Source organism: Pseudomonas sp. KSR10 (assembly GCF_022355455.1).
Lineage (GTDB): Bacteria > Pseudomonadota > Gammaproteobacteria > Pseudomonadales > Pseudomonadaceae > Stutzerimonas > Stutzerimonas stutzeri_E.
Window position 1 is genome coordinate 1229710 of record NZ_JAKOEN010000019.1, and the last position, 15528, is coordinate 1245237.

The 15528-nt window shown below is 63.6% G+C and carries 8 protein-coding genes; 6 read left to right on the plus strand and 2 right to left on the minus strand.

What is annotated here, in order from left to right:
- Nucleotides 1-2: 2 nt before the first annotated feature.
- From bcsA to gshA, 6 genes are all read left to right on the plus strand, one after another.
- The gene (gene bcsA, locus MCB86_RS14535) at nucleotides 3-2600 is read left to right on the plus strand and encodes a UDP-forming cellulose synthase catalytic subunit (protein ID WP_045164181.1); all 2598 of its coding nucleotides are present in this window, start codon (nucleotides 3-5) and stop codon (nucleotides 2598-2600) included.
- Nucleotides 2597-4819 (plus strand): cellulose biosynthesis cyclic di-GMP-binding regulatory protein BcsB, encoded by a 2223-nt coding sequence (gene bcsB, locus MCB86_RS14540; protein ID WP_045164182.1) that lies wholly within the window; start codon nucleotides 2597-2599, stop codon nucleotides 4817-4819. Before bcsA ends, bcsB begins: the two co-directional genes overlap by 4 nt.
- 5 nt (nucleotides 4820-4824) lie before the next feature.
- Complete coding sequence (bcsC, locus tag MCB86_RS14545) at nucleotides 4825-8283, plus strand: cellulose synthase complex outer membrane protein BcsC (RefSeq protein WP_239611319.1); 3459 nt, start codon at nucleotides 4825-4827, stop codon at nucleotides 8281-8283.
- 92 nt (nucleotides 8284-8375) lie between these two features.
- On the plus strand, nucleotides 8376-10697 hold the full coding sequence (locus tag MCB86_RS14550; protein WP_239611320.1) for a Tex family protein: 2322 nt from the start codon (nucleotides 8376-8378) through the stop codon (nucleotides 10695-10697).
- Between the two features lie 3 nt (nucleotides 10698-10700).
- The gene (locus MCB86_RS14555) at nucleotides 10701-11090 is read left to right on the plus strand and encodes a PaaI family thioesterase (protein WP_045164185.1); all 390 of its coding nucleotides are present in this window, start codon (nucleotides 10701-10703) and stop codon (nucleotides 11088-11090) included.
- Nucleotides 11091-11207: 117 nt separating this feature from the next.
- Complete coding sequence (gshA, locus tag MCB86_RS14560; RefSeq protein ID WP_239611321.1) at nucleotides 11208-12797, plus strand: glutamate--cysteine ligase; 1590 nt, start codon at nucleotides 11208-11210, stop codon at nucleotides 12795-12797.
- 102 nt (nucleotides 12798-12899) lie between these two features.
- Here gshA and argA read toward each other — a convergent pair whose 3' ends face one another.
- Nucleotides 12900-14201, minus strand: a complete 1302-nt coding sequence (gene argA, locus MCB86_RS14565; protein WP_045164188.1) for an amino-acid N-acetyltransferase — start codon at nucleotides 14199-14201, stop codon at nucleotides 12900-12902.
- 105 nt (nucleotides 14202-14306) lie between these two features.
- Nucleotides 14307-15464 carry an acetylornithine deacetylase gene (argE, locus tag MCB86_RS14570; protein ID WP_239611322.1) on the minus strand — a complete coding sequence of 386 codons (1158 nt, stop codon included), beginning with the start codon at nucleotides 15462-15464 and terminating at the stop codon, nucleotides 14307-14309.
- Between the last annotated feature and the right edge of the window lie 64 nt (nucleotides 15465-15528).

A 15528-nucleotide genomic window follows, 5' to 3' on the forward strand; every position in this document is an offset into this window, starting at 1 on the left:
ACATGCTCAGCCCACTGCGTTACTACCAAGCCATCCGATACCGGCGTGGCGCGAGTCTGTACGGCGCGCTCAGCTGGTTGGTCGCCTATACACTGGCCTGGCTGCTATTGCGCCTCGAAGCCCCCGGCTGGCAGTGGGTATTGGCTGAGCGTCGCAGACTCTATCCGCACGTGGCCGACAAACGCCCTAGCGCGGGCGACCCATTACGGGTTCTGATTCAGAGCGTCTGGTTGATCCTCGCGCGCCCCTTGCAGGAACCAGGCACGCGTCGCCTATGGAATCCGGCCCGATCAGCAGGCCACCGGCTGCGTAGCGTCGCGGCCAAGCTGGCCGTGCCGATGCGCGCGAGCAGCGACCTTCTGCCGGGGCTGAAGGGTCTGCGCAACGTCGAGGCGCGCGCCAACCGTGCCGAACGCTGGCACTCCAAACTATCGAAACCAGCCAGATACGCATTTAACGCGGCCATCGCGGTGCTCGCCACGCTGCTCAGCATTCTTTGCATCACCGAGCCCTTCGGCTATGCCGCACAGATCACCTTCGTTCTGCTGCTCTGGGGGGTCGCCCTGCTGGTCAGGCGGGTGCCGGGCCGCTTCGCGGTACTGATGCTCATCGTTCTCTCGGCGATCATTTCCTGCCGCTACTTGTGGTGGCGTTACACGGCGACGCTCCGGTGGGATTCGCACTTCGATCTGGCCTGCGGCATTGTCCTGCTTGCCGCCGAGACCTACTCATGGATCGTGCTGATCCTCGGCTACGTCCAAACCTGCTGGCCGCTCGATCGTCAGCCTGCACCCTTACCGAAAAACACTGCTGAGTGGCCGTCGGTCGATCTTTTCATACCGACCTACAACGAAGACCTCTCGGTAGTGCGCACCACTGTGCTAGCCGCGTTGGGGCTGGACTGGCCGCATGAAAAGCTGAACATATACATCTGCGATGATGGACGGCGGGACAGTTTCCGACGCTTTGCCGAAGAGGTTGGGGTGGGCTACATCACTCGCCCGGACAACAACCACGCAAAAGCCGGCAACCTCAACCACGCCATGACCGTGACCCACAGCGAGCTGATCGCCATTTTCGACTGCGACCACATCCCGGTGCGCTCCTTTCTTCAGGTCACCACGGGCTGGTTTCTTCGCGATTGGAAGTTGGCGCTGGTGCAAACCCCACATCACTTTTTCTCGCCAGATCCCTTCGAGCGCAACCTCGGCTCGTTCCGTCGCAAGCCCAATGAGGGCGAGCTGTTTTACGGCTTGGTCCAGAACGGCAACGACATGTGGAACGCTGCATTCTTCTGTGGCTCCTGTGCGATTTTGCGCCGCACAGCCGTAGAGAGCATTGGCGGCTTCGCCGTTGAAACCGTCACCGAGGACGCGCATACCGCGCTGCGCCTGCATCGCTCGGGCTGGAATTCAGCGTATCTGCCTACGCCTCAGGCGGCCGGCTTGGCGACAGAAAGCCTGTCGGCGCATATCGGCCAGCGGATACGCTGGGCACGCGGCATGGCTCAGATATTCCGTACCGACAATCCTCTTCTGGGTCGCGGCCTCAGCATCTTTCAGCGCTTGTGCTACGCCAACGCCATGCTGCATTTCCTTGCCGGCCTGCCTCGCCTGATCTACCTGACCGCACCGCTCGCATTCCTGCTCCTGCACGCGTACATCATCTATGCGCCGGCGTTGATGATCGTCTTGTATGTGTTGCCGCACATGATTCACGCCAGCCTGACCAACGCACGCATGCAGGGCGAGCACCGGCATTCGTTCTGGGGCGAGGTCTACGAGACGGTACTGGCCTGGTACATCGCCCGTCCCACGACGGTGGCGCTGTTCAATCCCGGGAAAGGAAAGTTCAACGTCACGGCAAAGGGCGGGCTGATGGATCACGATCAGTTCGACTGGCGTATCGCCCGGCCTTACCTGGTCCTGGCCATACTCAACGTCGCGGGGTTGGGATTTGCCGTCTGGCGACTGTTCACAGGCCCAGTCACCGAGATCGGTACCGTCCTGGTCAGCTCCGCCTGGGTCATTTACAACCTGCTCATCATCGGCGCTGCCGTGGCGGTTGCGTCGGAGGTGAGGCAGATACGCCGGGCGCATCGCGTTATGGCTCGCCAGCCCGCATCGCTGAAGCTCAGCAACGGACACCTGTTCCCCTGCACATTGTTGGACTTCGCCGAAGGCGGTGCCGGTCTGCAGATCCCGTCTGGCCTGCAAATCGGCATGGATCAGCCGATTTCCCTGATCCTGCGGCGCGGCGACCGTGAATTCATTTTCCCCGGGCGCGCCTCTCGCCAAGTTGGAGAACGTCTGGGAATCCGGCTCGACACCCTCGATCTGGCCCAGCAAATCGATCTGGTTCAGTGCACGTTCGCTCGTGCCGACGTCTGGCTGGATCGCCATGATGGCTTCGAGACGGACCGCCCACTACACAGCCTCATCGAGGTTCTGCGTATGGGAGGTCGCGGCTATTACCGCTTGCTCGAACAGCTCCCGCAAGGCTTGAGCAAACCGCTTCGCCCCATTTTTCGACTAGCCGCCTGGCTACTCAGCTTCTGCCCCCGTACCCCAGCCTCTAAACCTCTGGTAAATCTGCCATGAACACCCAAACGCACTCCTGGACGCTGCTTACCACCTTACTGTGGGCACTCACTGCTGTTGCTTCCACGGAGCCGAGCGTTGACGTTGATATCGCGCCACCCAGCTGGGATTCCAGTCGTAGCTTCAGTGACTTGGGCCGTCCTCGGGATCAGTTGCTATTGGGTATCCGCAACGCCGAGCAGATCGAATTTCGCCTGCGCCACGACCGGATCGCCACCGACGCCACTTTGCACCTGGACTACACACCTTCACCGGCCCTGCTTCCAGTGCTCTCGCACCTGCGGATCTACCTGAACGACGAACTGATGGGAACGCTGCCCATCACTAAGGAGCAAATAGGCCAGCGGGTCAGCAAAGACCTGGCGCTCGACCCGCATCTGCTCGGAGACTTCAACCGGGTACGCGTCGAATTCGTTGGCCATTACAGCGATATCTGCGAGGACCCGGCGCACAGTGGCTTGTGGCTCAATCTCGGCAGGCAGAGCCGGGTCAGTCTTCATGAGCAGGCGCTGGACATCGCCGGCGATCTGGCTTGGTTTCCGCAACCATTCTTCGATGAACGCGACAGTCAGCCTCTCAACCTCCCGGTCGTATTCAGTGGCGCCCCGACACCCAACGAGCAGCGTGCAGCTGGCATTCTGGCTTCCTACTTTGGCGGTTTGGCGGCCTGGCGAGGCGCCAGCTTCCCCGTGCTGTTCGATGCACTGCCGTCCACAACAGCCCGCCCGCAGCCAACCGTGGTCTTCGCCACCAACTCCCGCCGCCCGTCGTTCCTCGCCGAACACCCCGAGGTAGACGGCCCCACGGTAGAACTGATCGAGCATCCAGAAGATCGCTACAGCAAGTTGCTGCTCATCTTCGGTCGCGACGATAACGACCTCATCGTAGTGGCATCGGCGCTGGCAATGGACAACGGTCAGTTGCGTGGCAACCGGGTCCGGATGGAGCGAATGGAGCCGCCTGCTCGCGTGCCGTACGACGCGCCCAACTGGATACGTACCGATCGTGCAGTACAGCTTTCAGAGCTGATCGACTATCCCCAGCAGTTACAAGTAAGCGGGCTACAACCATACCCGATCACACTGGACGTCAATCTGCCGCCGGATCTGTTTGTCTGGCGCAACCAGGGCATTCCGTTACAGACCCGTTATCGCTACACCCCGCCAACGACCACGGACGAATCACGCCTCAATATCAGCGTCAACGATCAGTACATCACCAGCATCGCCTTGCAAGGCAGCGATAGCCGCAGCGGTGTGGAAAACGTTCGACTGTCCGTCCTTTCATCCGACTCGACAACCGAAAGCGAGAAGTTGCTGGTGCCCGCGCTCAAGATGGGTATCCGCAACAAGGTGCGATTCGAGTTCAATTTCGCCAGCAAGCTGGGCAATGCCCAGCGAGACCGCTGCCAGACCTACCTGCCGACCAATATCCAGGCCGCCATCGACGAGCAGTCTTCCATCGACCTCTCGGGCTACTACCACTACATGGCCATGCCCGACCTGAAGGCCTTCTCTCGTAGCGGCTTCCCTTTCAGCCGGATGGCTGACCTGTCCGAGACGCTGGTACTGGTCCCCTCGCAGCCCAACCAGGAGCAAGTCGGAACCCTGTTGGATACGCTTGCCCTGATTGGCTCGCAAACCGGTTATCCGGCCTATGGCGTTCGTATCACGGATGACTGGAAGATGGCCGAGCAGGTCGATGCCGATCTGTTGTTAATCGGCCCGCTGCCGCAACAGCTGGCAGACGGCGCGACATTACCGATTTTGCTGGAATCGCCACGTAGCTGGTTACAGAACGGCGGGGGCGGGCCGACCATCGAGCCGGCCAACGGCAACCTCGGCATGACCGCCAACGGTCCACTGGCAGCAGTGGTTGGCCTGCAGTCGCCTTTTCACACGCAACGCAGCCTGGTTGCACTGCTCGCCTCGGCTCCGCAGGACTACGCGCTGTTACGCGATGCCTTGACTGATTCCGGCAAGCAGGAGGCTTTTGCCGGTGCTATCGCGTTGATTCGCAACAGCGGAGTCAGCAGCCATTTCGTTGGCGACCAGTACTATGTGGGCGATCTGCCTTGGTGGCTGCTGCTGTGGTTCCACCTTTCTTCGCATCCAGTTCTTTTGGCTTTCCTGGCAGCCGCTAGCATCGTGCTGTTCGCTATCGTGCTCTGGCGGGCACTGAGCTGGGCTGCTCGTCGGCGCCTGGCCGACGCTGAGTGAGCCCGATGCGCAGCTATCGATTGTTGCTGCTCGCGGCACTGCTCCCGGTGTGGTGCCACGCACAGGTACCGGCGGACCGGGCAGAGCAGGCCGAATGGCTGCTGGCCCAGATCCGCGCCGCCGAGGCGGTGAGCCGCGACGAACTGGTTCATGACGCCTTGACGCGTCTACAGCGCGTTGCCCCTGGCGATGCGCGTGCGCTGCTGGCCGAAATGCGACTCGCCCTGCGTCAGAGGAACCCGCAACAGGTGGAAGCGCTGCAACTGCGCTTGCAGCGGTCGGCGGCCGGCACCGAGGCCGAGCGAGCTGGACGCGTTCTCTACTCATTGAGCCGTGAGGCCGGGCAGCAGCAACTGCAGCAGGCCCGGCTGGCAGCCATGGCGGGCAGGCCAGAAGACGCACTGCAAGGATTTAGAGCGCTCTATGGTGACAAACCGCCGACGCTGGAACTAGCAGTCGAGTACTGGCGTGTGCGCAGCGCTCAGCCGGGTCAGCGTTCGCTGGCGATCGACGCGCTACGCCGCCTTGACGAGCAATACCCGGGCAATCCACCCGCTCGTCAGCTATTGGCCAACCTGCTGTTCGAAGATGGACAGGACACGGCGGCCCTCGCTCTGTTGGCCGAGCTGGGACGCAACCCGGCCGCGACCGATGCGGCAGCCCAACGCGAGTTCGAATACCTCGCGACCCGGCGAATCGACGACACCAGCATAAAAGCCTGGACCGGCTTCCTTCAGCGTTATCCCACCGGCCGTTTTGCCACCGATGCGCGATCGAATCTGGAACGAAGCCAGCGGCTGCTGGCCGATCCATACTGGCGAGCCGGGCAAGAGGGACTGCACCTGCTCGATCGCTCGCAGGACGCGGCCGCCGAAGCCAAGTTAAGGCAGGCCTTGCGCGGCTATCCGAACGACCCCGAGCTGTTGGGCGGCCTCGGCCTGGCGCTGATGCGGCCGGGCCATCGCCAAGAGGCGCTGGTGTATTTCGGCCGCGCCAAGGAACACGAAGAAGACATCGACAATCTGAGCAAGTGGAACGACCTGATCGTCTCGACCCGCTACTGGCTCACGCTCGAAAAAGCCGACCAGGCGCTCGAGCAAAAGCGGACTGAGGAAGCGGCGTCGCTGTACGCCAGCGCCCTCAAGCAACAACCGAGCAACCCCTTCGCCCAGCTCGGGCTGGCACAAGTCGCCGAAGCGCAAAATCGACTTGCCGACGCTGAAGCCGGCTACCAGCAGCTGCTCAGCCGGGAGCCGGGCAACGCCAGCGCGATCCGCGGACTGCTTCGCCTGTATCAGGCGCAATCGCCAGAACGCGCGCTGGCGTTCATCGAAACGCTCGGAGCCAGCCAACGAAATTCCTTCGCCGAGATGCGCAATGGTTTACTGTTGGCCCGCTATCGCCTGCTCGCCGAACAGGCGCTGGAACGCGGCGACCAGCCTGCGGCGATCACTGCACTGAAGCAGGCCCGCAGCTTGGCGCCAGCCGACCCCTGGCTGACCTATCGACTAGCCAGCTCTTTACGGCAGCAACAAGCCTTTATCGAAGCCGATGGGGTATTCGACGACCTGCTCAAGCGGCAGGCCGACGATCCCAGCGCGCGCTACGCCCACGCGCTCTATCTGTCCGGTGCACAGCGCGATGCCCAGGCGCTCGCCAGCCTGCATCGCATCAAAGAGTCCGACTGGGACGAAGACATGCACGCCCTGGCGACGCGCCTCGAGCGGCGGGAGTTGATGTCCCGCATCGACAAGCTACGCGCCACCGGCCGTGAGGCGGCGGCCGTCGAGCTGATGCAGAAGCGGCTGCGCACGCACGGCGATTCCGTGGACGATCTGTTGGTGCTGGCCGATTGGGCGGTGATACGCGGCGAGTCCGCGGTCGCCTCTCCCTATGTCGAACGCGCACTGCACATCGACCCGACTCACCCGGAAGCGCGCCTGATGCGCATCGAACTTCTGCTCGCCGAGGGCCAAACGGATGCCGCCAGACAGGCGCTACGAACAACCCCGCCCGCATTAACCGAGAATGACTGGAACGCCAATCGACGCCTGGCCAACAGCTGGGCCGAGGTCGGTGAGCTGGACAAGGCGCGGCAGATGCTTCAACAGCTGGAGGCAGGCCTGCAGCGCCCCGATCCGCTGATCCGGCGCGACACCGCGCGGCTTGTTGCCGGGATCGATCCGAGCGCGGCGATGGCTTACTACCGGCAGGCACTGATTGATGCCGACCTGCTGGCAGAATCCGCCAGCACCGCCGAACTGACCCAGGCCACCCGGCAGAACGCCGCAGATGACTGGCTGATCCGCAGCCTTCGCAGTGACACCGCCGCCCTCCACCAGCAGCAAGACACCACCCTAACGCTGCAGCACGACCACGGCTGGCGTAACGATGATGGCACCCCGGGCATTTCCGAGCTGCTCACCGACACCACCCTGTTGCACCTGGAAACCCCAGTAGCCAACGGCCGCAGCTTCCTGCGCGCCGAACGCCTGGCGCTGGATGCCGGCAAGCTGGAAGAAGATGCTTTCTTTGGCGCTTGTAGGGCACGCGACGATTGCGCGGGCCAGAGCCAGCGCGGCACGGCAACGCTGCTGGCCGGGGGCTGGCGCGATGAGCGACTGGAGGCGGATCTGGGCCTGACCGAAGGGTTCGAAATCGACAATTTCTACGGCGGCGTAACCGGTAGAAGAGATATCGGCCCCATCGGCATGTCACTCAGTGCGTCACGGCGGCCAATGAGCAACTCGCTGCTGTCCTACGGCGGCGCTCGCGATCCGGTAATCGGAACCCGCTGGGGCTCGGTCACCGCCAACGGCATGAGCCTGGGCACGAGCTGGGACGAGGGCGGCGCGCATGGTCTGTGGTCGTCGCTGGGTTACCACTGGCTGCTCGGCGACAACGTCGCCAGCAACAACCGTCTCACGGCCATGGCCGGCTACTACTACAAACTGGTCGACCGCCCCGACGAGCGCGTCCGCACGGGCCTGACCTTCATCCACTTCGGCTACGACAAGGACCTGAGCGGCCATACTCTCGGCCAGGGCGGCTACTGGAGTCCGCAGAACTACAATTCCATCAGCGTGCCGATCAGCTACGCCTGGCGCAACCAGGACTGGTCCGTGCTGCTGGAAAGCAGCGTCGGTTGGTCCGTATCGCAATCGAGCGGCAGCCGTGACTATCCGCTGGCGGCGCTGCGGGACAAGGTGGCCGCGATCGATTCAGAGGTGGCCACCCAGACCAGCGAAGGGTCGACCAGCCGTGGACTCAGCTATCGCCTGCAGGGGCTGTTCGAACGGCGGCTCAGCGATCATTTCGTGCTGGGCGGTGGGCTCAGCCTGTTGCAGAGCGACGAATACGCACCCAGCCGCGCCATGCTCTATCTGCGCTACAGCTTCGCGCCATGGCGAGGCGATCTTGCCCTGCCCGTCGAGCCATTGCTGCCCTACGCTGACTTCAGATGACGACGCGGTAACCGACCCAGCCAGAGCGCCGGCAGTTATACTTGCCGGCTTTTCTGGCCGGTCGGCCGTCATTTCCGCCCGCAGGACATTCAATGGACAGCATCAATTCCCGCCTCGCCGCAGAACTGGGCGTGCGCCCGCAACAGGTTGCCGCCACCGTGGCGCTGCTCGACGAAGGTTCCACCGTGCCCTTCATCGCCCGTTACCGCAAGGAAGTCACCGGCAGCCTGGACGACACCCAGCTGCGCCTGCTCGAAGAGCGTCTGCGCTACATGCGCGAGCTGGATGACCGCCGCGCTTCGATCCTCGCCAGCATCGAAGAGCAGGGCAAGCTGACACCCGAACTGAAGCGCGAGATCGACCTCGCCGACACCAAGACCCGCCTCGAAGACCTCTACCTGCCCTACAAGCAGAAGCGCCGCACCAAGGGCCAGATCGCCCTGGAAGCCGGCCTCGGCGAGCTAGCCGATGCGATCTTTGCCGATCCGGAGCTCGACCCGGAAAGCGAGGCCGGCCGTTTCGTCGACGCAGAGAAAGGCTTTGCCGACGTCAAGGCGGTGCTCGAAGGCGCCAAGTACATCCTCATGGAGCGCTTCGCCGAAGACGCCAACCTCCTGGCCAAGCTGCGTGACTTTCTCACCCACAACGCCACGCTCAGCGCGCGCGTGGTGCCGGGAAAAGAGAACGAAGGCGCTAAGTTCAGCGATTACTTCGAACATGACGAACCACTCAAGAGCGCGCCGTCGCATCGTGCGCTGGCGATCTTCCGTGGTCGCAACGAAGGCGTGCTCAGCGTCAGCCTGAAAGTGGGAGACGAGGCGCCGGGCACCATGCACCCGGGCGAAGTGATGATCGGCGAGCGTTTCGGCATCGCCAACCGTGGCCGCGCGGCGGACAAGTGGTTGGCCGAGGTGGTGCGCTGGACCTGGAAGGTCAAGCTCTATACGCATCTGGAGACCGACCTGCTCGGCGAACTGCGCGACAAGGCCGAGGACGACGCCATCGGTGTCTTCGCGCGCAACATGCACGACCTGCTACTGGCCGCGCCGGCCGGCCCGCGCGCAACCCTGGGCCTCGATCCGGGCCTGCGTACCGGCTGCAAGGTGGCCGTCGTCGATGCCACCGGCAAGCTGCTGGACACCGCCACGGTCTATCCGCACGCCCCGCGCAACGATTGGGACGGCACCCTGGCGGTGCTGGCCAAGCTCTGCGCCAAACATGCCGTCGACCTGATCGCCATCGGCAACGGCACTGCCAGCCGCGAAACCGACAAGCTTGCCGCCGACCTGATCAAGCAGGTGCCGGGGCTCAAGCTGACCAAGGTAATGGTCTCCGAAGCCGGCGCTTCGGTGTATTCGGCCTCGGAACTGGCCGCCAAGGAATTCCCCGACCTGGACGTCTCGATCCGCGGCGCCGTATCCATCGCGCGCCGCCTGCAAGACCCGCTGGCCGAGCTGGTGAAGATCGAGCCCAAGGCCATCGGTGTCGGTCAGTACCAGCACGACGTGTCCCAGCTCAAGCTGGCGCGCTCGCTGGATGCGGTGGTCGAGGACTGCGTGAACGCTGTCGGCGTCGACGTCAACACCGCCTCGGTGGCGCTGCTGGCGCGGATTTCCGGCCTGAACGCCACCCTGGCGCAGAACATCGTCGCCTACCGCGACGCCAATGGCGCGTTCAGATCCCGCAGCGAGCTGAAGAAAGTCCCGCGCCTGGGCGACAAGACCTTCGAGCAGGCGGCCGGCTTCCTGCGCGTAATGAACGGCGAGAACCCGCTGGACGCCTCGGCTGTGCACCCGGAGACCTATCCGCTGGTCAAGCGCATCGCCCAGGACACCGGTCGCGACATCCGCTCGCTGATCGGCGACTCGGCTTTCCTCAAGCGTCTCGACCCCAAGCAGTTCACCGATGAAAGCTTCGGCCTGGTCACCGTCAGCGACATCCTGCAGGAGCTGGAAAAGCCCGGCCGCGACCCGCGACCCGAGTTCAAGACCGCTGAGTTCCAGGAAGGCGTGGAAAAGCTCAGCGACCTGCAACCGGGCATGATGCTCGAGGGCGTGGTGACCAACGTGACCAACTTCGGTGCCTTCGTCGACATCGGCGTGCATCAGGACGGATTGGTGCACATCTCCGCGCTATCGGAGAAGTTCGTCAAGGATCCCTACGAAGTGGTCAAGGCCGGCGACATCGTCAAGGTGAAGGTCATGGAGGTGGACATCCCACGCCAGCGCGTCGGCCTGTCCATGCGAATGAGCGACACGCCCGGCGAGAAAGCGGACAGCATGCGCGGCGGTGGCAACAACCGTGGCGGCCAGGCGCGTGGCGAGCGCAAGCCGGGCAAGCCGGATACCAAGCCGGCACCGGCCAACAACGCTATGGCCGCGCTGTTCGCCAACGCCAAGAACCTTAGGAAATAAGCAATGACCGCAAAAGCCGAGGCGATCGGCAGCAGCAGCGCCTTCGGGCGCTTGCTAGGCCTGGAGATTCTCAAGGCGGAAGGCGGCGAAGCCCTTCTCAGCCTGAAGATGCATGACGGCCTGCGCAACCTGCACGGCAAGCTGCACGGCGGTGCGCTGTTCTCGCTGATCGACACCGCTATGGGCCAGGCCAGCCACAGCCTGGGCGATGGCTCGCCGAACAGCGTGACCCTGGAATGCAAGGTCAACTACATCCGCCCGGTGACGGACGGCGAGCTGCTTTGTCGCGCCTGGGTGGTGCATGGCGGGCGACGCACCCAGGTGCTGGAAGCCGAAGTACATCAGGGCGAGAAGCTGGTGGCCAAGGCGCAATCAACCTTCGCCTGCCTCTAAAAGCGGCAAGCAACACGCTACGAGCGCCAAGTAAGCACACCGAGCCCTCTCTTGTGGCTTGAAGCTTGTCGCTCACCGCCCCATATTGTGCCGACTGATGCGTGAAGGAATCCAAACTTGAGCGACCTCCTCTCCCACCGCCTGGCATTGTTGGCCGAGCACACTAACCTTCCGCTGCTTTCGCAATGCCTGCATGGGATCGAGCGCGAGTGCCTGCGCGTTGACGCTCATGGCGAGCTGGCGATGACGCCGCATCCCCGCGCGCTGGGCTCGGCGCTGACGCATCCGAAGATCACCACCGATTACTCCGAGGCGCTGCTGGAGTTCATCACGGCCACCGAGACCGATCCGGAGCGGACACTGGCCGAGTTGGACGCGATCCATCGCTACACCTACAGCAAGCTCGATGACGAGTTTCTCTGGAGCCCGTCGATGCCCGGCCGCCTGCCGGAAGAGCCGCTGATTCCCATCGCCGAATACGGCAGCTCCAACATCGGCCGGCTCAAGTATGTCTACCGGCAAGGCCTCGCGCTGCGTTATGGCAAGACCATGCAGTGCATCGCCGGCATTCACTACAACTTCTCGCTGCCCGAGTCGTTGTGGTCGGTACTCCAGGCCGACGAGGGCGACGACCGCCCGCAGCAGGACTATCAATCCTGGCGCTATATCGCGCTGATCCGCAATTTCCGCCGCTACAGCTGGCTGTTGATGTATCTGTTCGGCGCCTCGCCGGCACTGGACGCGAGCTTCATGCGCGGTCGGTCACACCAGCTCGATCAGCTCGACGAAGACACCCTGTACCTGCCTTGGGCAACCAGCCTGCGCATGAGCGACCTGGGCTACCAGAGCAACGCCCAGGCCGGTCTGACGCCCTGCTACGATGACCTGCCCAGCTACACCAGCAGTCTGCACAAGGCGGTTTCCACGCCCTACCCGGCCTATGCGGCACTGGGCACCAAGGACGCCCAGGGCAACTGGCAGCAGCTCAACACCAACGTGCTGCAAATCGAAAACGAGTACTACTCCAACATCCGCCCCAAGCGGGTCACCGCCACCGGCGAACGCCCGCTGCATGCGTTACGAGCACGGGGCATTCAGTACATCGAAGTGCGCTGTCTGGACATCAACCCCTTCCTGCCGCTGGGCATCGACGTCGTTGAAGCGCGCTTCCTCGATGCCTTCCTGCTGTTCTGCGCATTGCAGCAGAGCCCCTGCCTGGTCGACGGCGAGTGCAGTGCCAGCAATGACAATTTCCTGAAGGTGGTCAAGGAAGGCCGCAAGCCCGGGCTGGAACTGCAGCGGCGCGGCGAGAACGTCACCCTGCATAGCTGGGCCAGCGAGCTGATCGCCGAGATCGGTCAAGTCGCCGCGCTATTGGATCGCAGCCATGGAGGCGTCGAGCATGCCCACGCGGTGGCCGAGCAACAGGCGAAGGTCGTCGACAGCAGCCTGACGCCCTCGGCGCGAGTCCTCGAAGCGCTGCAGCGTAATGGAGAAAGCTTCAGCCAGTTCGCCCTGCGCCAGACGCGCCAGCACGCCGATTACTTCCGCAGTAACGCCTTGCCCGAAGCCGACATGACGTGGTTCGACACAACGGCACAGGATTCACTGGCTCAACAGGCCGAGATGGAAGCCAGTGACACCCAGGACTTCGACAGTTTCGTCGAGGACTACCAGTGCAGCCTGACCTGCTTGACGCCGGCATAGCGCAATTGCGCAGAGCCCCCACGGCCGTTCGCGAGCGGCCGTAGGTCAGAACCAGCGCCAGCCAGAGCGGCACCCATCTGGGTGATGGATGCCACCAAGGGTCTACAGCGTCTTTTCGAAGATTTTCGAGTTGCGCTGGAAGTTGTAGAGCGAAGCCCGCGCCGCTGGCAATCGCTCCACCCCGCTGGGTTCGAAGCCCCGTTCGCGGAACCAATGCGCCGTGCGGGTGGTGAGCACGAACAGAGTCTTCAGCCCCAGCTTGCGCGCCCGCGCCTCGATGCGCTCGAGCAACTCGTCGCCGCGCCCCCCGTGGCGGTACTCGGGGTTCACCGCCAGGCAGGCCAGCTCGCCGGAATCGGAGTCGGCGATCGGATACAGCGCGGCGCAGGCGATGATCAGTCCATCGCGCTCGACAATGGTGAATTGCTCCACCTCGCGTTCCAGTACTTCGCGTGAACGCCGCACCAGAATGCCCTGCTCCTCGAGCGGTGTGATCAGATCGATCAGCCCGCCAACGTCCTCGATGGTCGCCTCACGCAACTGCTCGAACTGCTCCTGCGTCACCAGCGTGCCGTCACCGCCATCGCGGGTGAACAGTTCGTTGAGCAGCGAGCCGTCCTCGGCGTAGCTGATCACATGGCTGCGCCGCACGCCGCCCTTGCAGGCTTGCGCCGCCGCGTCGAGCAGCTCGCCCTGGTAGCTGCTGCCTAGCCGCTCCACATAGGCCGGGATCTGCTGCGGGCGCAGCTCGCGCACCAGCTTGCCCAGCTCGTCGCGCAGTCCGCGCTCGGCACCGTAGAGCACCAGCTTGTCGGCCTGCAGGTCAATAGCCGCGCGGGTCGCGATGTCTTCGCAGGCGATGTTGAAGATTTCCCCTGTCGGCGAATAGCCCAGCGGCGAGAGCAGCACGATGGTGCGTTCGTCCAGTAGCCGGCCGATGCCCTTGCGATCGACCCGACGCACCTCGCCGGTGTGGTGGAAATCGACGCCGTCGAGCACGCCTATCGGGCGCGCGGTGACGAAATTGCCGCTGGCGACGCGCAACCGAGCACCCTGCATTGGCGAGGAGGCCATGTCCATCGACAACCGTGCCTCCAGCGCGATGCGCATATGGCCGACCGCGTCGATCACGCATTCCAGCGTCGCCGAGTCGGTGATGCGCAGGTCGCGGTGGAAACGCGGCTCAATGCCCCGCGCGGCCAGTCGCGCCTCGATCTGAGGGCGCGAACCGAACACCAGCACCAGGCGCACTCCGAGACTGTGCAGCAGTACCAGGTCGTGGACGATGTTGGCGAAATTAGGATGTTCCAGGGCATCGCCCGGCAGCATGACCACGAAAGTACGGTCGCGGTGCGCGTTGATATAGGGCGATGAGTCGCGAAGCCAGGTGACGTAATTGTGCATTGCAGAAGCCTTAGGTAACCGCTTGTTCAGTCCGGAATGCCGGGTCGAGTGATGGGAAGAAGGGAGCAGATCCATGCTGCGATTCTAGGATCGCCGAACCTGCCCCTATCCTCGGCTCGCCGGTTGCAGGCAGTAGTGCTCGATCATTGCGCGCAACAACCTCACGGTGGGTTCGACTCTGTCGAGATCCAGGTATTCGTCTGGCTGGTGTGCACAGGCGATATCGCCCGGGCCGAGCACCAGCGTTTCGCAGCCAAGCTGCTGAAGATAAGGCGCTTCGGTGGAGAAGGCCACTGCCTCGGCGGCATGGCCAGTCAGCCGCTCGGCCAGCCTGACCAGCTCCCCCTCGGCGGGCTGGTCGAAGGCCGGCACACTGGGGAACAGCGGCATCAGGTCTATCTTGACCTGGTGTCGTTCGGCCACCGGGCGCAAGCGCTGCGCAATCGCCTCGCGCAGCTGCTCCGGCTGCATGCCCGGCAGCGGGCGCAGGTCATATTCCAGCGAGCACTGGCCACAGATCCGGTTGGGGTTGTCACCGCCGTGGATGCAACCCAGATTGAGCGTCGGCTGCGGCACGTCGAACAACGGGTTGTTGTACTCCCCCTGCCACTCGCGGCGCAGCGTCAGCAGCTCGCCCATGACGTCGTGCATGGCCTCCAGCGCGCTATGGCCGTAGGCCGGGTTGGAGGAGTGCCCGCTCTGCCCGTGAATCTCGATGCCCTCCATCATGATGCCCTTGTGCAGGCGCACCGGGCGCAACCCCGTCGGCTCACCAATCACCGCGGCCCGCCCCAGCGGCCGGCCGGCCGCTACCAGCGCGCGGGCACCAGCCATGGAGCTCTCCTCGTCGCAGGTCGCCAGGATCAGCAATGGTTGCCTGAATGGTTGATCGAGCAATGGCAGCACAGCTTCGATGATCAGCGAGAAGAAACCTTTCATGTCGCAACTGCCGAGGCCGTACCAGCGGTCGTCGGCTTCGCGTAGCCGCAGCGGATCGGTCGTCCACAGTTCATCGTCGAAGGGCACGGTATCGCTGTGCCCGGCCAGCACCAGTCCGCCCGGCCCGGTGCCGTAGCTGGCGAGCAGATTGAATTTTCCGGGCGAGATTTCCTGCGTTTCACAGGTGAAACCGAGGTCGCCCAGCCAACCGGCGAGCAGGTCGATGACCGGACGATTGGTCTGGTCCCAATGCGCCTGGGTGCAGCTCACCGAAGGCGCGGCAATCAGAGCGGCGAACTGGTCTTTGAGCGAGGGGATGGGCACGGGCGACCTCCTGAAAGACAGTTGAGAAGGCACCCAGTGAAACATGAAACGCGCCGCCGCAGCC